This window comes from Streptococcus sp. F2 (assembly GCF_056500955.1).
Genome location: NZ_JBWKAI010000001.1, coordinates 144,375 through 162,647, shown reverse-complemented (window position 1 = coordinate 162,647; position 18,273 = coordinate 144,375). Strand labels below are relative to the sequence as shown.

Sequence of the window (18,273 nt, the reverse complement as noted above, 5' to 3'; positions counted from 1 at the left end):
AGTAGCATGCTTTACCAACAGATTTCACAAAACAAGCAACGTACCGTTTTGTTGTTAGTTGTCTTCTTCCTTCTGCTAGCTCTTATTGGAGCTTCCGCAGGTTACCTCCTGGTGGACAATTATGTGATAGGCGTGACTCTGGCCCTTATTATAGGTGCGATTTATGCGGTTAGCATGATTTTTCAGTCTACAACTCTTGTGATGAGCATGAATTCTGCTCGAGAAATTAGCGAGTCAGAAGCTCCAGATTTTTATCATATTGTAGAAGATATGGCTATGGTAGCACAGATTCCTATGCCAAGAGTCTTTATTATTGAAGACCCTTCTTTAAATGCTTTTGCCACAGGGTCTAGTCCTAAAAATGCAGCCGTAGCAGCAACCACAGGCTTACTTCAAGTGATGAATCGTGAGGAACTTGAAGGGGTTATTGGGCACGAAGTTAGTCATATCCGTAATTATGATATTCGTATTTCAACGATTGCGGTTGCCTTAGCCAGTGCGGTAACGCTCATTTCAAGTATTGGGGGGCGGGCACTTTGGTATGGGGGTGGTTCGCGTAAACGTAGTAACAATAATGATGAAGGCTTAGGCATCATCTTGTTGCTCCTGTCGTTGTTGTCTCTCGTTTTAGCGCCGTTAGTAGCGAGTTTGGTTCAGTTAGCGATCTCTCGCCAAAGAGAGTATTTGGCAGATGCGAGTTCAGTTGAACTGATTAGAAATCCCCAAGGGATGATAAGGGCTCTTGAAAAATTGAAACAATCTCAGCCGGTAAAATACCCTGTTGATGATGCTAGTGCGGCCTTGTACATTAACGAGCCCCGCAAAAAAGGTAGTTTCAGTTCATTATTTAGTACTCATCCTCCCATTGAAGAGAGGATTGAGCGATTACAACACATGTGAGGGCTTGAGGCTAGCTCAAGCCTCATTTTCTTTCGTTTTTGCTTTTTAATATTCAGAAAAAAGAAGGTTATTCTAAGAAAACAGGGCTCCCTTAACCTATTTTTGATCCAAATGATTGTAGAAAAGCTTAGAAGGAGAGGAGAATCCTTTATTTTGAGGATTATCAGATGTTAAGGTTAAAAAATGTAAGAAAATTGTCATATAACTATTGACAAATACCTGATATAATAGTAAAAATAGATTAGAATTTTATTAGGAGAAAATGATGTTAATTCTTTCTGAAATCAGAAAACGTCCAGACGGTCTTCATTTTGACCAAGTGTGCGACGTTAAAGAAAAATTATTGGAACGCAACCCACAAATTCTGGATCTTAAAGACGTTAGGGTTGTGGGAGATGTGCACTATGATGCTGGTTTGTACTTGTTACATTATCAGCTAAGCTATGAGGTGACCTTGCCTTCAAGTCGATCGATGACTCCTGTCAGCTTAAAAGAAGTTCAAGACGTTCAGGAATTGTTTATTGAAGCCACAGATGTAGCAGGTAAACAAGATATGGTTGATAATCAGTTAGTTTTGGTCTTAGAGGAAGACAACATCGATCTTGACGAAAGCGTTGTGGACAATATCTTGCTTGCGATCCCTTTACAGGTATTGACTGAGGAAGAAAAACAATCTCAAGAATTACCAACAGGTAAGGACTGGACCGTTCTGACTGAGGATCAATATCAATCTTTAAAAGAGGAAAAACAAAAAGAAAATAATCCTTTTGCAAGCCTCCAAGGATTGTTTGATGAATAAAACTGAATATTAAAGATGTCTGTAATTTTTATTTGAAAAAAGGATTATTCTTTGATATACTCTTTAGAGAATGTAGTTGCTCGTTTGTAAAGGCCTTTTATCGGCCGCACAGGAGTGAAGAAGGTGATATTATCAGAAACTTTCGTACTCATTAAGTGATAATAAGTAACCATTTGAGACTTGGCTCTCAAAGATGAAAAAATTAGATTGACCTCGTGGCCTTCTTTCTGGGAGAGAAAGAAAGTCTGAGAGGATAAGGGTTGGTGTAAATGACAAAGAAAATTTTAATTATTGAAGATGAAAAGAACCTTGCACGGTTCGTTTCACTCGAATTGCAACATGAAGGTTATGAAGTAACTGTTGAAGTAAATGGTCGCGAAGGTTTGGAAACTGCCTTAGAAAAGGATTTTGACTTGATCCTCCTTGACCTAATGCTTCCTGAAATGGATGGTTTTGAAGTGACTCGTCGCTTACAAACTGAAAAAACAACTTACATCATGATGATGACTGCGCGTGATTCGATTATGGATGTGGTTGCGGGATTAGACCGTGGAGCGGATGATTACATTGTGAAGCCATTTGCTATTGAAGAGTTATTGGCTCGTATCCGTGCCATTTTCCGTCGCCAAGATATCGAATCTGAGAAGAAAACCCCTAGTCAAGGAATTTACCGTGATTTGGTCTTGAACCCACAAAACCGTTCAGTTAACAGAGGAGATGATGAAATCTCTTTGACGAAACGTGAATATGATTTGCTTAGCATTTTGATGACTAATATGAATCGTGTCATGACACGTGAAGAGTTATTGTCAAATGTTTGGAAATACGATGAAGCTGTTGAAACAAATGTAGTGGATGTTTATATTCGTTACCTTCGCGGCAAAATCGATATTCCAGGTAAGGAGTCTTATATCCAAACCGTTCGCGGTATGGGCTATGTTATTCGTGAGAAATAAGTAAGATGGTAAAGCAGAAACAGAAGAAATATAAAAAATCGTTACCAAAACGTTTATCGAATATCTTTTTTGTTCTCTTTTTCTGCATTTTCTCTATTTTTACACTGATTGCCTACAGTTCAACTAATTATTTCTTGTTGAAAAAGGAAAGGCAATCGGTTTTTCAAGCCGTAAATATTGTTAGAGTTCGTCTTTCTGAGGTGGACTCTAATTTTACATTAGAGAACTTAGCAGAAGTTTTGTATAAAAATGATAAGACACACCTTAGAATTAATGACCGAAATGGGAGTCGTGTGATTCGAAGTGAGCGGGATATTACCAATACCCTTGATGCCAATCAGGACATTTACGTCTATAATGTGGACAAGCAGATGATTTTTACCACAGACAATGAGGAAGCTTCTCCTGGTTTGAGAGGTCCTATCGGTAAAGTTTTTCATGATCACATTGAAGATCAGTATCGTGGCTTTTCCATGACACAAAAAGTTTATTCCAATCGAACAGGAAAATTTGTAGGGTATGTTCAAGTTTTTCATGATTTGGGAAATTATTACGTGATTAGGGCCCGCTTACTCTTTTGGTTGCTTATGGTGGAACTATTTGGCACAAATCTGGCCTATTTGATTATTTTAATTGCCACTCGACGTTTTTTGAAGCCGTTGCATAATTTGCATGAAGTGATGCGCAATATTTCCGAAAATCCTAACAATTTAAACTTACGTTCTGACATTTCGTCAGGGGATGAAATTGAAGAACTGTCGGTTATTTTTGATAACATGCTGGATAAGGTCGAAACGCATACCAAGCTGCAATCTCGCTTTATTAGTGATGTTAGTCATGAGTTACGGACGCCGGTTGCTATTATTAAGGGGCACATTGGTCTCTTGCAACGCTGGGGCAAAGATGATAGTGATATTCTCGAAGAAAGTTTGACGGCTACTGCGCACGAGGCGGATCGGATGGCAATTATGATTAACGATATGCTGGATATGATTCGGGTGCAAGGGTCCTTTGAAGGGCATCAAAATGACACCACGGTTTTAGAAAATTCTATTGAGACAGTCATTGGAAACTTCCGTGTGTTGAGGGAAGATTTTGAATTTACATGGCACTCAGAAAATAACGAAACTGTGGCGCGTATTTATAAAAATCATTTTGAACAGGCCTTGATGATTCTGATTGACAATGCGGTTAAATATTCTCGTCAAGATAAGAAAATCTCGATTGATCTTAAGGTGAACGATAAGCAAGAAGCTATTGTTAGAGTCCAAGATAAGGGAGAAGGGATTTCTAAAGAAGATATTAAACACATCTTTGAACGCTTTTATCGGACAGATCAATCTCGTAATCGAACCAGTACTCAGGCTGGTTTAGGCATAGGCTTGTCTATCCTCAAACAGATTGTGGATGGCTACCACTTACAGATGGAAGTTGAAAGTGAATTGAATCAGGGATCTGTCTTTATTTTACACATTCCACTAGCGGTTTCGAAAGATAGCCAGTGAATTGATGATCAATTATAATGAAAAAAGAATGGCAGTGGACGTTACCACAAGATGGTAGGTTCAAGGGCTGTTCTTTTTTCTGGATTTTGCTACCTCATTTGAAACAATTTCCCTTAGCCAGATTCCCTGACATATCCTTTTGTTATCCTTGAAAATATGATAGAATAGAGTACTAGATTAATTTGATAGAATTGGGGTGTTTGCGTGCGTTGTCCAAAATGTAATTATAATAAATCAAGTGTTGTCGATAGTAGACAAGCTGAAGATGGCAATACCATCCGCCGTCGACGAGAATGTGAAAAATGCCATACTCGTTTTACAACATTTGAACGTGTTGAAGAACTCCCTTTGTTAGTCATAAAAAAGGATGGCACAAGAGAGCAATTTTCACGAGATAAGATTTTGAATGGCGTTGTTCAAAGCGCCCAGAAACGCCCAGTCTCAAGTACGGATATTGAGAACTTAATTTCGCGTATCGAGCGAACCGTTCGTACAACTTATGAAAATGAAGTGTCAAGTACTATTATCGGTAATTTAGTGATGGATGAATTGGCAGAACTCGATGAAATCACTTATGTTCGTTTTGCCAGCGTCTATAAGAGTTTTAAAGATGTTGATGAAATTGAAGAATTATTGCAACAAATTACCACTCGTGTGCGAGGAAAAAAGAAAAGTAGTTTAAATGATGAAACCCATTGATACCTTTACCTATCTTAAACGCAACAAAGTTTCCTGTGATGCGACAAGCCTAATTCAGTTGTATTTCCCTATTATTGGAAGTGACGCAACTGCGGTTTACCAATATTTTCTTCATTTTTTTGATGATGGGGCTAGAGCCCACAAATTTAGCGGTGTTTTAAACCATTTACAGTTTGGTATGAAACGTTTCGAAGATGCTATGGTTATGCTAACAGCAATGGACTTGGTGGTTTTATATCAGCTTCCGGACGCCTATTTGATCAAATTGCAGCAGCCACTAGGACATGAAGCATTTTTAAAAGAACCTGTCTACTCTCGCTTACTCGAACAAAAAATTGGAGAATCAGCAGTGTCTGAATTACAATTAGCTATTCCTAACCAGGCGAGAAATATTTCTAAGCGGTTTTCGGATGTTTTTGGCACCGATGGCCTATCTCCTAAAACCTCTCAAAGTGCTCGAAAAACGTTTGATCTAGATAGTTTCCAACAATTGATGACTAGGGATGGCCTCCAATTTGAAGATAGCCAAAAAGATGTGATTAGTCTTTATAGTATTTCAGAACAATACGAAATGAATTGGTTTGATACCTACCAACTGGCTAAGGCGACGGCTGTTAATGGGAAAATTCAACCTAAGCGCTTGCTGGCCAAGAAACAACAGGCTGCTAAAGAGCCAAGTAATGATACTTTTTCTCAAGCAGAGCAGGTCATTTTACGGGAGGCTAAGCAAGACAGTTCGCTTATTTTCTTGGAGAAGATTAAAAAAGCGAGACGAGCAACGGTCACTAAAGATGAAAAAACCTTGTTGCAGACTTTGGCTAAAATGTCTTTTCTTGATGATGTGATTAATGTCATGGTCCTCTATACCTTTAATAAGACCAAGTCGGCTAACTTACAGAAAAGTTATCTGATGAAGATTGCCAATGATTTTTCCTACCAGCAGGTATCAACAGCCGAAGAGGCTATGTTAGCCTTACGAGCATTTACAGATCGTCAAGGCAGTCGGCAGGCAAAACCAAAAACAAGTCAACAAACAAATGTTCCTAAGTGGAGCAATCCTAATTATCAGGAAACGACAAGCCAAGAAGAACAAGCTAAACTAGATGAATTCAAGCAGGCAGCTTTGAAGCGACTAGAAAACCTTAGAAAGGGTGGTGACTAGATGGAAAAGATTGGAGATACCATGGCAAAATTGGGTCAAAACAGTCGTGTTAATAGCGACCAATTGATTCAGACCATTTTGGCAGATCCTGAAGTGGCTGATTTTATCAGCCGACACCATCTGTCACAAGAACAAATTAATCTGAGTTTGTCTAAATTTAATCAATTTTTGGTAGAACGTCAGAAATATCAGCTCAAGGATGATTCTTATATTGCTAAGGGATACCAACCTATTCTAGCCATGAATGAAGGTTATGCTGATGTCTCTTATTTGGAAACCAAAGAATTGGTAGAGGCTCAAAAACAGGCCGCTATCTCAGAACGGATTCAACTGGTCAGTTTGCCAAAGTCTTATCGCCATATTCATTTGTCGGATATTGATGTTAATAACGCTAGTCGTATGGAAGCCTTCTCGGCTATTTTGGATTTTGTGGAACAATACCCATCATTAGAGCAAAAAGGATTGTACCTATATGGGGACATGGGGATTGGCAAGTCCTACTTGTTGGCTGCTATGGCTCATGAATTGTCTGAGAAAAAAGGTGTCTCAACCACTCTTTTGCATTTTCCGAGCTTTGCCATTGATGTTAAAAATGCCATTTCAAATGGCTCTGTTAAAGAAGAAATTGATGCGGTGAAGAATGTGCCGGTGCTCATTTTAGATGATATTGGTGCAGAGCAAGCCACTTCTTGGGTCCGTGATGAGGTGTTGCAGGTGATTTTGCAGTACCGCATGTTAGAAGATTTACCGACTTTCTTTACGTCCAATTATAGCTTTGCAGATTTGGAGCGTAAATGGGCGACTATTAAAGGAAACGACGAGACTTGGCAAGCTAAACGGGTGATGGAACGTGTCCACTATTTGGCTAGGGAGTTTCATTTAGAAGGAGTTAATCGCCGTTAAGTTTGGGATAACAATCAAGAAGAATAGACAAGTGTATTAGTGAGAGAAAGAAAAGGAGAATCATGGTTTTACCTACCGTTGCCATTGTGGGCCGTCCAAATGTGGGCAAGTCCACCTTATTTAATCGAATTGCTGGAGAGCGTATTTCAATTGTGGAAGATGTCGAAGGCGTTACTCGAGATCGTATTTATGCTACTGGAGAATGGCTTAATCGCCAGTTCTCATTGATTGATACAGGTGGTATTGATGATGTTGATGCCCCGTTTATGGAACAAATCAAGCACCAGGCTCAAATTGCTATGGAGGAAGCGGACGTTATTGTCTTTGTCGTTTCTGGTAAAGAAGGGGTGACCGACGCTGACGAATATGTGTCTAAAATTCTGTATCGAACCAATACCCCAGTCATTTTAGCCGTTAATAAGGTTGATAATCCTGAAATGCGTAATGATATTTATGATTTTTATTCACTTGGTTTGGGTGATCCTTATCCAGTTTCTTCTGTTCACGGGATCGGAACAGGGGATGTCTTGGATGCCATCGTTGAAAACTTACCAGTAGAAGAAGTCGAAGAAAATGATGATATTATCCGCTTCAGTTTAATCGGTCGTCCTAATGTTGGGAAATCTAGCTTGATTAATGCTATTTTAGGTGAGGATCGCGTTATTGCTAGTCCTGTCGCAGGGACAACACGTGATGCCATTGACACGTATTTTACTGATGCCGACGGTCAAGAATTCACCATGATCGATACTGCTGGAATGCGCAAATCTGGCAAGATTTACGAAAATACAGAGAAATATTCTGTCATGCGAGCGATGCGTGCCATTGACCGCTCTGATGTGGTCTTGATGGTTATCAATGCTGAAGAGGGAATCCGTGAATACGATAAGCGAATTGCTGGTTTTGCACACGAAGCTGGTAAAGGAATGATTATTGTCGTTAACAAATGGGATACCATTGACAAAGATAACCACACGGTCTCCCAATGGGAAGCGGATATTCGGGATCAATTCCAATTTTTGGCTTATGCTCCAATCATTTTTGTGTCAGCTTTGACAAAGCAGCGCTTGAATAAACTACCAGAATTGATTAAGCGTATTAGTGACAGTCAGAATAAACGTATCCCATCTGCTGTCCTTAATGACGTTATTATGGACGCTGTTGCTATTAACCCAACACCAACCGATAAAGGGAAACGCTTGAAGATTTTCTATGCGACACAAGTTGCGGTCAAGCCGCCAACATTTGTGATTTTTGTTAATGAGGAAGAATTGATGCACTTCTCTTACCTACGTTTCTTGGAAAATCAAATTCGTGCAGCCTTTACCTTCGAGGGAACACCGATTCATCTGATTGCACGCAAACGGAAATAAGGAACGGTCCTCTGTTAAAATAGTAATTTTAAAAAGACATTATCAGTCACTGATAAGGATTGTCGTCTGTATGTCACAGGAGGCAATCCTTTTTATGATGCTTTTTAGAGGTAGGGAAAGAGTCTTTAGCATCAAACAAAGAAAACAAGAAAAAGGATTTTTCCAAGAAATCTCATTTGATTTTTGTTATAATGAAAAGATAAGCAAAAAGGTGGGATGGATATGGCTAGATTAATTCCAGGACGGATACGGAATGAAGGTATAGAGCTCTATGAACAAGGTTTAGTCAGAATACTAGATGATCATGAGGGACTTCTACAAGCTGAAGTAGGGCCCTATCACGTTCAATATGGGGCTGATGATGAGGACGTAACTTGCCAATGTGATGTGTTTGAGGCGAGACAGTATTGTAAACATATTGCAGCAGTGGAGTACTTTTTAAAAAATGATGAGGAAGGCAAACGATTTTCAGAGCAACTGAGTGATCAAACCGAACATAAGGCAGAAACGCAAAAAATGACCTCTTTTGGAAGTCTCTTTTTGGATAGTCTAGCAATGAACGACGATGATACCATTAAATACCGCTTATCAGCCTTAGGAAGTCGTAGTCCTTTTTCGTCAGATTACTGGTGGAGTTTGAAAATTAACCGTTTGCCAGATGACCGTTCTTATGTGATTCGAGACATCAAAGGCTTTTTGCAATTGGTCAAAAAGGAAGGGTTTTATCAGATTGGTAAAAACTATTTTGAACAGCTGTCTTGGTTACAATTTGATCAGCCAAGTCAAGAATTAATCGACTTTTTATGGCGGTTGTCTTCTGATACAGATAAAGGGGAGCAAGATAATGTCTTTCCTAATCATGGAAGGCATTTACGCCTACCTAGTGGCTTTTTTGAGGAAGGTATCCACCTACTAACAGGTCTTTACGATTTCAGTTTTGAGGGACCTTCTCAAACCTATCATCATCTGTTTGTTCGTCCTTTAGATGCAGAAGCAGGGCTTTACCACTTTAAGGTAGAAGTGCATCGACAATCGATTGAGTTGCAAATTACCGAAAAAAATGTGCAATATTTTTTCGACAATGCTTATCTGCTTTACCAAGATACTTTCTATCACCTATCTTTAAAACAAGCTAAAATGGTTCAAGCTATTCGTAGTCTACCAATTGATGCTGATTTGGCAAAACACATTCATTTTGACTTAGATGACCAGGCTAAACTGGCTGCTAGTTTATTAGAGTTTAAGCAAATTGGAAGTGTAGAGGCTCCTAAGAGTTTTACCATTCGTGATTTTGACGTGACTTTCCAGTTTGACTTAGTTGGACAGGATGAAATAAGTTGTCAACTGCTCTTCGACTACGGGCATTACCAGGTGGCTGATAAGGCAACTTTGGATCAGCTTCCCTTTGCTAGTAACTACAAAAAAGAAGAGAAAATCAATCGTTCTTTGAGGGCCTTTGGCTTTTCCCCGCAGTTTTATTCTAAAAAACGGTTATCTAGTAAAGCAGAACTTTATGCCTTTTTCACGGAAATGGTTCCATATGTTGAACGTATAGGGACAGTAGTGTTAAGTTCATCATTAGAAGGACTAAGGTCTAAGGAAAGGCCTCAGATTGCTATTGAGCGCAAGGGAGGATTATTGGATATTTCCTTTGATTTTTCGACAATCGTGGAAGATGATATCGATGATGCCCTAACTGCCCTTTTTCAAAATAATTCTTATTTCGTGAGCCAATCGGGGCAGCTCGTTGTTTTTGATGAGGAGACGCAAAAGGCTAGTCACAGTTTACAAGAATTAAGGGCAAAACATCTCAAAAATGGGCATATGCAACTGGATGGCATTGCTGCCTTACAAGTGTCACAACTTTTTGAAGGGATGTCTTCAGTACACCTTTCGAAAGAGTTAGAAGAATTGGTGCATCATTTGCAACATCCGGAAACGTTTGCTATCAAACCGCTATCGGTACAAGCTCAGGTAAGAGATTACCAAAGACAAGGGATTCAGTGGTTATCGATGTTAGACCATTATGGATTTGGAGGCATCTTAGCCGATGATATGGGACTTGGAAAAACCTTACAAACCATAGCTTTCTTATCTAGTCAGCTGAAACCCGATAGTAAAGTATTGATTCTATCGCCTTCAAGCCTTATTTATAATTGGTTGGATGAATGCCAAAAATTCACTCCTCAGCTAGACGTTGTGGTTTCCTATGGCTTGAAGCAAGTCAGAGATCACCTTATTGAAGAAGGCCACCAGATTACGATTACAAGCTATTCTTCTTTTAGACAAGACTTTGAGACTTATCAAGCCTTCGAGTACGATTATTTGATTTTGGATGAAGCGCAAGTGATTAAGAATGCTCAGACAAAAATTGCGAAATGTTTGCGTGCTTTTAATGCCAAAAATTGCTTTGCTTTATCAGGGACACCGATTGAAAATAAATTGCTGGAAATTTGGTCCATTTTTCAAATTGTTTTACCAGGTCTTCTTCCTGCTAAAAAAGAGTTTTTAAAAATGACGGCCAAGCAGGTATCGCGATATATCAAGCCCTTTATTATGCGTCGTAAAAAAGAAGACGTCTTACCAGAATTACCTAACCTGATTGAAATGACTTATCCAAATGAAATGACGGATAGCCAAAAAGCAATCTACTTAGCACAGCTAAGGCAAATGCAGGATCAGATTCGAACTGCCAGCGATGCAGATATTAACCGTCGTAAAATTGAAATTTTGTCAGGGATTACGCGATTGAGGCAGATTTGTGATACTCCAAGTCTCTTTATGGACTACGATGGGGAAAGTGGTAAGTTAGAGAGTTTGCGAACTTTGTTACTACAAATCAAGGAAAACGGGCACCGCGCCTTGATTTTCTCTCAATTTAGGGGAATGTTGGACTTAGCTAAGCAGGAGATGGATGCTTTAGGTCTCACGGCCTACCAAATGACAGGATCAACCCCTGCTAATGAGCGCCAAGAAATGACAAGAGCCTTTAATAACGGTTCTAAAGATGCCTTTTTGATTTCTCTTAAAGCAGGAGGGGTTGGACTCAATTTAACAGGAGCAGACACAGTGGTGTTAATTGACCTATGGTGGAATCCTGCCGTTGAAATGCAAGCTATTAGCCGCGCACACCGGATTGGGCAAGAAGATAACGTAGAAGTTTACCGCCTAATCACTCGGGGTACTATTGAAGAAAAGATTTTAGAATTACAAGAAAGCAAACGCAATCTGGTAACAACTGTCTTGGATGGGAATGAAAGCCGTGCAAGTATGTCTATTGAAGAAATTAAAGAGATTCTAGGTTTAGAAATCTAGAGATGTTGGTCAGTTTCGCTAAAGAAACTGACTTTTTCGATGTCGAGAGTCAAAATTGATGACAAGAACTACTTTCGTCTAGTGAAACTAGTAACAAGTAAGGGAAAAAGCACACGATGTCGTCTCTTGACGTACGACTCAAGTGTTTTATTCAAGTAGAATTCTATAGGAATACTTTGAAAAATAAGAGTAATTACGCTATAATAGGGAATGCTACATGAAGGGAGAAGCAGAAAAAGGATGACAAATACTCAATTTCCTCTGGTTGCAGATGGTGTTCCGATTATTGATACAGCCAAGCAGATGGCTTTATACGAGAACGAAGACCTCATCACTAATATCCATGGCTATTATCAAGACAAGGATTATGATGATGTCACAAAAAATTACCAATTTGCAGACCAAATCATGTCTCATCAAAGCTCTTCTTCTCATCAGCGTCTTCAAACCATCAACGAAGGTCGTAGCTATGCCAAAGAGGCACGCAAAAAGGCAAAACAAGATCTTAAGGAAAAAAGACAGGCTTATCTTGCCAAAGAGATGACTTATGTTCCTAAGCAAGTGCCAAAGACAAAACGTCCTGCTGAATCAGTTCTGCCTAAACAGAGACCTGAAACTGAGATGAGTCGCTTTACCGAAAAACTGCATCAAGAAGATTATATTTTAGCAGAGCTTCCTCGGGAGTATAAAGAGCCTGACAATTCATCACATCAAGGTTCAGCAAAGAAGAATAATTACGATTTTTTGAAGCGTAGCCAAATTTATAATAACAAAGAAACTAGAGAACAACGTGAAAAAACAATTGCGCAAGAGCTTAACCTAAGCCGATTCAAAGACCTTGAATAAGGGGATTTTTATCAGGCGCAAGTAGGATTACAAAGGAGTTAAGATGTCAAAAACCTATCATTTTATTGGAATTAAGGGATCTGGAATGAGTGCCCTAGCTCTTATGTTGCATCAAATGGGACATAAGGTTCAAGGGAGTGATGTTGAAAAATATTATTTTACCCAGCGAGGCTTAGAACAAGCTGGAATCACGATTCTTCCTTTTAGCGAAGATAACATTACCGAAGATATGGAACTTATCGCAGGAAATGCCTTCCGTGAAGATAATAACAATGAAGTTGCCTATGCTATCCAACATGAGATTCCATTCAAACGCTATCATGAGTTTTTAGGAGACTTTATGAAGCAGTTTATTAGTTTTGGTGTGGCAGGTGCTCACGGGAAGACGTCAACCACAGGATTATTGTCCCATGTCTTAAAGAATATTACGGATACTTCCTACTTGATTGGAGATGGCACTGGCCGTGGTTCAGCCAATGCACAATATTTCGTTTTCGAATCAGATGAATATGAGCGTCATTTCATGCCTTATCATCCAGAATATTCCATCATTACCAATATTGATTTTGATCATCCTGACTATTTTACAGGGATTGATGATGTGCGAAGCGCCTTTAATGATTATGCCAAACAGGTTAAGAAAGCCTTGTTTGTCTACGGTGAAGATCAGGAATTAAAGAAAATCACAGCTAACGCTCCGATTTATTACTACGGTTTTGAAGAGGGGAATGACTTTGTGGCATCTGATATTGCTCGCACCACCCATGGCTCTGATTTTACAGTGAAACATGATGGTCAAATTATTGGTCGGTTCCATGTGCCGGCTTATGGTCGTCATAATATCTTGAATGCAACGGCAGTGATTGCTAATCTATTTGTTGCTGGTATCGATATGGAACTTGTGGCAGAACACCTGAAAACTTTCTCAGGGGTCAAACGTCGCTTTACTGAGAAATTAATTAATGAGACGATTATCATTGATGATTTTGCTCACCATCCGACAGAAATTGTTGCGACCATTGATGCTGCGAGACAAAAATACCCAAATAAAGAGATTGTAGCCATTTTTCAGCCGCATACCTTTACGCGAACTATTGCTCTCTTGGATGACTTTGCCTTGGCCTTGAACGAGGCGGATAGCGTCTATTTAGCACAGATTTACGGCTCTGCTCGTGAAGTGGATAAAGGAGAGGTCAAGGTCGAAGATTTAGCTGCTAAGCTGACTAAGCCTGCTAAGATCGTTACTGTGGATAATGTATCGCCTCTTCTTGACCATGACAATGCGGTTTATGTCTTTATGGGAGCTGGAGATATCCAGTTGTACGAACGGTCTTTTGAAGAATTATTGGCAAACTTAACCAAAAATAATCAATAAACAATTCCTGCCCTAGGCAGGTTTTATCGTCCTAAAGGAGGTTTTGATGCTTATTAGACAGGTCCAAGAAGCTGATTGGGAGACTATTGCTGCTATTGAACGTGATAATTTTTCACCACAAGAAGCGGCGACAAAGGAAGCTATTGGAGAACGAATTCGCCTTATTCCCGATACTTTTTTAGTGGCTCTTATTGATCAAAAAATTGTTGGTTACATCGAAGGACCAGTTATGGCTAAGCCTATTTTGGAAGATCATCTTTTTCATCATGTTAAAAGCAATCCTGTAAGTGGTGGCTATATTGCCATCACTAGCCTTTCGATTGATAAGGCTTTCCAACAACAAGGAATTGGGATCGCTCTTTTGGCAGCAATGAAAGATCTCGCAGTAGCTCAGCGTAGAGATGGTATTATTTTGACTTGTCATGATTACCTTATCCCTTACTACGAGATGAATGGGTTTCATAATCAAGGTCTCTCAGAATCAGAGCATGGTGGAGCTATTTGGTATCAAATGTTTTGGCACCCTTAAAAGTCATGTCATCATCGGTCATTATTTGTTAAGAATAAGTAACAAACGCGTGATTTAATTGCATTTATAAGGCTTTTAAGTTATAATGGCGGTTGATTATATTTAGGAGGATTGGCTTTGACCGATTTTAAGGAAGATGACTACAAAAACCAGCAACGAAGCTTTAAAGAGCAGATTCTTGCTGAGTTGGAAAAAGCAAATCAAATCAGAAAAGAAAAAGAAGAAGAGCTTTTTCAAAAAGAACAAGAGGCAAAAGAAGCTGCTCGGCGTACAGCCCAGCTTTATGCTGAGTATAAGAGACAGGATTATTTGAAAAAAGCGACAGCGACAGCGACAGGGAATCCCCAATCAGATGATCAGTTAGCTGGTGACCCCTCTCTCACATACCCTGAGCATCAAAGTATACCAGAATCAACAGAGGCTAATAATGAAACTGTTGATAAGAATCTGGAAACAGAGAATCCACCTGCATCTGCAGCAGATATGGAAACAAGTCGAGAAGAAGTCGGTAGACAAGACGCTTTTTCTGATATGACTCAGGAGGAAGTAAGAACTGAGAAAGGCGAAGCAGTGAGACGAACAGTAAATAAACGCCAACAGACAGATCGCATGGCGAAAAAGATTTCAACCATTTTGATTAGTTCCATTATCATTGCTCTTTTAGCTGTCGGTTTAGCAGGAACGGTGTATGTTTATAGCGCCCTTAACCCTGTTGATAAAAACAGTAAGGAGTTTGTTCAAGTTGAGATTCCTTCAGGATCTGGTAATAAATTAATTGGACAGATTCTCCAAAAAGAAGGCTTGATTAAAAATAGCACCGTCTTTAGTTTTTATACGAAATTCAAAAACTTTACCAATTTCCAAAGCGGTTATTATAATTTGCAAAAAAACATGAGTTTAGAAGAAATTGCTAAAGCTTTACAAGAAGGTGGAACAGCAGAGCCGACCAAACCCGCGCTAGGCAAAATCCTTATCCCAGAAGGATATACCATCAAGCAAATTGCCAAAGCTGTTGAACACAATAGCAAAGGAAAAGACCAAAAAGCTAAAACTCCATTTCATGAAAAAGATTTCTTGAATTTAGTGGCAGATGAGACTTTTATTCAAAAAATGGTCAAGAAATACCCAAGATTATTGGGAAGTATTCCAACAAAGGAAGCAGCTGTTTACCGCTTGGAGGGATACCTTTTCCCTGCAACTTATAATTATTACGAAGAAACCACATTAGAGAGTCTTATTGATGACATGTTAGCAGCTACAGATGCTACTTTAGCACCTTATTACGATCAAATCGCTGCAAGTGGCAAGTCAGTTAATGATGTTTTAACCTTGGCTTCTTTAGTTGAAAAAGAAGGTTCCACCGACGATGATCGACGTCAAATTGCAAGTGTCTTTTACAATCGACTTAATAATGGGATGGCCTTGCAGTCAAATATTGCAATCTTATATGCTATGGGAAAACTTGGTCAAAAAACAACTTTAGCTGAAGACGCTGCTATTGACACAACCATCAATTCTCCTTATAATATTTATACCAATACAGGATTGATGCCTGGTCCGGTTGATAGCTCAGGTCTTTCTGCTATTGAAGCAACGATAAACCCCGCTTCAACGGATTATTTATACTTTGTGGCCAATGTCCATACTGGTGAAGTCTACTACGCAAAAACATTTGAAGAGCATTCCGCAAATGTTGAGAAATATGTAAATAGTCAAATTCAGTAAATACAAACATGATGCCTAGGCATCATGTTTGTATTTCTGATTAGTTAAAAAGAAAAAGAAAAGAGAACGATTATGGCTGAAAAAACCTATCCAATGACCCTAACTGAAAAAGAACAACTTGAAAAAGAATTAGAAGAATTAAAACTTGTTCGTCGCCCAGAAGTTGTGGAACGCATTAAAATTGCTCGTTCATATGGAGATCTTTCTGAAAACTCTGAGTATGATGCTGCTAAAGATGAACAAGCTTTTGTGGAAGGTCAAATTTCAACTTTGGAAACAAAAATCCGTTACGCTGAGATCATTGATAGTGATGCAGTAGCAAAAGATGAAGTTGCTATTGGTAAAACTGTTGTGGTTCAAGAAGTTGGTACGACAGACAAAGACACTTACCACATCGTTGGTGCTGCAGGAGCAGATATTTTCTCAGGTAAAATTTCCAATGAAAGTCCGATTGCACAAGCCTTAATTGGTAAAAAAACAGGTGATAAGGTTAGAATTGAATCACCAGCAGCTACTTATGATGTTGAAATCATCAGCGTTGAAAAAACAAATTAATCAGATGAAGTCATTATTTGCCTAACCACTATGTGTTTTGGTCGCTAATGGCTTTTTTTGTACAGTCTTATGAGGTGGTCTGACAATGGGGTTAAGTAATAGCATTGATATCAGGTAAACTAGCGATTTTCTGATGTCTTTCTGGTATTAACGAATAGCAAATCAAAAGGCTAGGACCATTTAGGTCTAGCCTTTTTTAGTTATTCTAGTTAACGTTTTCGTTGTTTTCCAGCGTTACGGTTTGATTTTGTTTTTTTAGGCAAAATAGCTTGTTCCATGTTTTGTGAAGGAGTAACATCCTTACGAGAAGAAGTTGATTGGTATGCCTTAGGCGGGTTTTTAGCGTATTCTTCTTCGATTTGTTTATGCAATCGAGGTTTCAAGATGTAAGTGGTGATTAACTGTTGAATGATACTAAAGAAACCACCAACTAGCCAGTAAAGACCAACACCTGCAGGAAGGGAGAAGGACATGACTATCATCATGATAGGCATGGTGTACATCATCGCCTTCATTTGCTCGCGTTGTTCTTCTGAAACGGCCATCATTGACAACCATGATTGGAAGAAGTAAAGAGCAGCGATAATTGCTGTTAACACTAAACTACGGCTACCAAGGTCAATGCCCATAAAGGTGCTTGTCGATACCCCTTTAGTGTATTGAGCGGCAAAGTACATGGCAGAGAAGAATGGCATCTGGATGAGAAGAGGTAAACACCCGATACCTCCAAGAGGATTAATCCCATGGGCACGCTGAGCAGCCATTAATTCTGTTTGGGCAGCCATTTTTTCCTCTTGGCTACTTGCCTGTTTGATACGCTTATTGATTGGTTCAAAAACGGGTTTCAAGAAGGCCATTTTCTCAGATTGATAACTTGCTTTCCAAGATTGGTAAAGTCCCAGAGGTAAGATAAGCGTTCTCACAACAATGGTAACAATGATAATAGCAAGTCCATAACCTAGTCCGGCATTGTTTGCAAAGTAATCAATAAAATATGACATGGGTTTTCCAAGAAATTCCCAAATCATACCTTTGGGATTTCCGTGAGCGTCTCTTCCCACACAGCCTGTCAAAGTGAATAGAATTGACAGAGCTAGTCCTGAAAAGAGGATGCGATTTAATTTTAGTTTCAATGTGTTTATCCTCTAATTTTTAATATACTTATCTATTTTACTGTTTTTTTCAGAAATTCACAATAGTTCTGAAGTCCGATTTTTAATTGCTTATTCGAAAGTCCTGAAAGTCTTCAAAATTAGCCATGGTAACATCTACATAAGTGACTTTTGCCCATTTGGATGGTCCTTTGCGGACTTCTTGAATAAATTTGGCTATTTTATCGGAATCTTTTGATTGAGCCAGAATTTCAACGGTCCCATCGCTATTATTCCAAACACGGCCATAAATATCTCCCATGTCTAGAGCTAAAGTATAGGTAGCGTATCGAAAACCAACACCTTGTACACGTCCAGAGACCAGTAAGCGAACTTTTTTCATCAGCAGTCCCTCCTTGGCTTTATTATACCACATGCTTAACAGGAAATCCCTTCAGCCAATTGCCTACTTTCTATCACTTTTACTAAAGACAAGAAGACATAAACGAGATAGTCGGCAGGGCTAACCGTAAATGAGAT

Annotated in this window: 16 protein-coding genes and 2 pseudogenes; 16 read left to right on the top strand and 2 right to left on the bottom strand. The window is 39.2% G+C overall.

What is annotated here, in order from left to right; translation table 11 throughout:
- The first annotated feature begins 6 nt into the window (after positions 1 to 6).
- The 16 genes and pseudogenes from htpX (at position 7) to greA (ending at position 16,642) form a co-directional block, all read left to right on the top strand.
- A complete protein-coding gene (htpX, locus tag ACYTR8_RS00875; RefSeq protein ID WP_479641496.1) occupies positions 7 to 900 on the top strand; it encodes a zinc metalloprotease HtpX in 894 nt (297 codons plus the stop codon).
- 265 nt (positions 901 to 1,165) lie between these two features.
- The gene (locus tag ACYTR8_RS00870; RefSeq protein WP_111715253.1) at positions 1,166 to 1,699 is read left to right on the top strand and encodes a YceD family protein; all 534 of its coding nucleotides are present in this window, start codon (positions 1,166 to 1,168) and stop codon (positions 1,697 to 1,699) included.
- Between the two features lie 269 nt (positions 1,700 to 1,968).
- Positions 1,969 to 2,655, top strand: coding sequence for a two-component system response regulator CovR/CsrR (gene covR, locus ACYTR8_RS00865; RefSeq protein ID WP_003049736.1), 687 nt, complete (start codon positions 1,969 to 1,971; stop codon positions 2,653 to 2,655).
- A gap of 5 nt (positions 2,656 to 2,660) precedes the next feature.
- Positions 2,661 to 4,160, top strand: coding sequence for a HAMP domain-containing sensor histidine kinase (locus tag ACYTR8_RS00860; RefSeq protein WP_479641495.1), 1,500 nt, complete (start codon positions 2,661 to 2,663; stop codon positions 4,158 to 4,160).
- Between the two features lie 204 nt (positions 4,161 to 4,364).
- Positions 4,365 to 4,859, top strand: a complete 495-nt coding sequence (gene nrdR, locus ACYTR8_RS00855) for a transcriptional regulator NrdR (RefSeq protein ID WP_003049740.1) — start codon at positions 4,365 to 4,367, stop codon at positions 4,857 to 4,859.
- Positions 4,843 to 6,021, top strand: coding sequence for a DnaD domain protein (locus tag ACYTR8_RS00850; protein ID WP_111715260.1), 1,179 nt, complete (start codon positions 4,843 to 4,845; stop codon positions 6,019 to 6,021). Before nrdR ends, ACYTR8_RS00850 begins: the two co-directional genes overlap by 17 nt.
- On the top strand, positions 6,022 to 6,924 hold the full coding sequence (gene dnaI, locus ACYTR8_RS00845; protein WP_479641494.1) for a primosomal protein DnaI: 903 nt from the start codon (positions 6,022 to 6,024) through the stop codon (positions 6,922 to 6,924).
- A gap of 62 nt (positions 6,925 to 6,986) precedes the next feature.
- Positions 6,987 to 8,297, top strand: a complete 1,311-nt coding sequence (der, locus tag ACYTR8_RS00840) for a ribosome biogenesis GTPase Der (RefSeq protein ID WP_443597684.1) — start codon at positions 6,987 to 6,989, stop codon at positions 8,295 to 8,297.
- 94 nt (positions 8,298 to 8,391) lie between these two features.
- The gene (locus ACYTR8_RS00835; protein WP_003062082.1) at positions 8,392 to 8,532 is read left to right on the top strand and encodes a hypothetical protein; all 141 of its coding nucleotides are present in this window, start codon (positions 8,392 to 8,394) and stop codon (positions 8,530 to 8,532) included.
- Complete coding sequence (locus ACYTR8_RS00830) at positions 8,520 to 11,612, top strand: pilus expression-regulating Snf2 family helicase (RefSeq protein WP_479641493.1); 3,093 nt, start codon at positions 8,520 to 8,522, stop codon at positions 11,610 to 11,612. The genes ACYTR8_RS00835 and ACYTR8_RS00830 overlap by 13 nt, the downstream gene beginning before the upstream one ends.
- A 240-nt stretch (positions 11,613 to 11,852) precedes the next feature.
- Positions 11,853 to 12,458, top strand: a complete 606-nt coding sequence (zapJ, locus tag ACYTR8_RS00825; protein WP_479641492.1) for a divisome accessory protein ZapJ — start codon at positions 11,853 to 11,855, stop codon at positions 12,456 to 12,458.
- A 43-nt stretch (positions 12,459 to 12,501) separates the two neighbouring features.
- Positions 12,502 to 13,833, top strand: a complete 1,332-nt coding sequence (murC, locus tag ACYTR8_RS00820; RefSeq protein ID WP_111715426.1) for a UDP-N-acetylmuramate--L-alanine ligase — start codon at positions 12,502 to 12,504, stop codon at positions 13,831 to 13,833.
- A 46-nt stretch (positions 13,834 to 13,879) separates the two neighbouring features.
- On the top strand, positions 13,880 to 14,362 hold the full coding sequence (locus ACYTR8_RS00815) for a GNAT family N-acetyltransferase (protein WP_443597450.1): 483 nt from the start codon (positions 13,880 to 13,882) through the stop codon (positions 14,360 to 14,362).
- A gap of 111 nt (positions 14,363 to 14,473) precedes the next feature.
- Positions 14,474 to 14,675: pseudogene (locus ACYTR8_RS00810) on the top strand (endolytic transglycosylase MltG); the annotation flags it as partial.
- 239 nt (positions 14,676 to 14,914) lie between these two features.
- A pseudogene (mltG, locus tag ACYTR8_RS00805) lies at positions 14,915 to 16,087 on the top strand (endolytic transglycosylase MltG); the annotation flags it as partial.
- Positions 16,088 to 16,159: 72 nt separating this feature from the next.
- Positions 16,160 to 16,642 (top strand): transcription elongation factor GreA, encoded by a 483-nt coding sequence (gene greA, locus ACYTR8_RS00800; RefSeq protein WP_003046783.1) that lies wholly within the window; start codon positions 16,160 to 16,162, stop codon positions 16,640 to 16,642.
- A 209-nt stretch (positions 16,643 to 16,851) separates the two neighbouring features.
- Here greA and yidC read toward each other — a convergent pair whose 3' ends face one another.
- Complete coding sequence (yidC, locus tag ACYTR8_RS00795; RefSeq protein WP_003062080.1) at positions 16,852 to 17,775, bottom strand: membrane protein insertase YidC; 924 nt, start codon at positions 17,773 to 17,775, stop codon at positions 16,852 to 16,854.
- 82 nt (positions 17,776 to 17,857) lie between these two features.
- Positions 17,858 to 18,136, bottom strand: coding sequence for an acylphosphatase (locus ACYTR8_RS00790; RefSeq protein WP_111715433.1), 279 nt, complete (start codon positions 18,134 to 18,136; stop codon positions 17,858 to 17,860).
- Positions 18,137 to 18,273 lie beyond the last annotated feature (137 nt).

Coding starts and splice junctions, on each gene's coding strand:
- htpX (WP_479641496.1), top strand. CDS start 7: ATGCTTTACCAACAGATTTCACAAAACAAGCAACGTACCGTTTTGTTG.
- ACYTR8_RS00870 (WP_111715253.1), top strand. CDS start 1,166: ATGTTAATTCTTTCTGAAATCAGAAAACGTCCAGACGGTCTTCATTTT.
- covR (WP_003049736.1), top strand. CDS start 1,969: ATGACAAAGAAAATTTTAATTATTGAAGATGAAAAGAACCTTGCACGG.
- ACYTR8_RS00860 (WP_479641495.1), top strand. CDS start 2,661: ATGGTAAAGCAGAAACAGAAGAAATATAAAAAATCGTTACCAAAACGT.
- ACYTR8_RS00850 (WP_111715260.1), top strand. CDS start 4,843: ATGATGAAACCCATTGATACCTTTACCTATCTTAAACGCAACAAAGTT.
- dnaI (WP_479641494.1), top strand. CDS start 6,022: ATGGAAAAGATTGGAGATACCATGGCAAAATTGGGTCAAAACAGTCGT.
- der (WP_443597684.1), top strand. CDS start 6,987: ATGGTTTTACCTACCGTTGCCATTGTGGGCCGTCCAAATGTGGGCAAG.
- ACYTR8_RS00835 (WP_003062082.1), top strand. CDS start 8,392: ATGATGCTTTTTAGAGGTAGGGAAAGAGTCTTTAGCATCAAACAAAGA.
- ACYTR8_RS00830 (WP_479641493.1), top strand. CDS start 8,520: ATGGCTAGATTAATTCCAGGACGGATACGGAATGAAGGTATAGAGCTC.
- zapJ (WP_479641492.1), top strand. CDS start 11,853: ATGACAAATACTCAATTTCCTCTGGTTGCAGATGGTGTTCCGATTATT.
- murC (WP_111715426.1), top strand. CDS start 12,502: ATGTCAAAAACCTATCATTTTATTGGAATTAAGGGATCTGGAATGAGT.
- ACYTR8_RS00815 (WP_443597450.1), top strand. CDS start 13,880: ATGCTTATTAGACAGGTCCAAGAAGCTGATTGGGAGACTATTGCTGCT.
- greA (WP_003046783.1), top strand. CDS start 16,160: ATGGCTGAAAAAACCTATCCAATGACCCTAACTGAAAAAGAACAACTT.
- ACYTR8_RS00790 (WP_111715433.1), bottom strand. CDS start 18,136: ATGAAAAAAGTTCGCTTACTGGTCTCTGGACGTGTACAAGGTGTTGGT.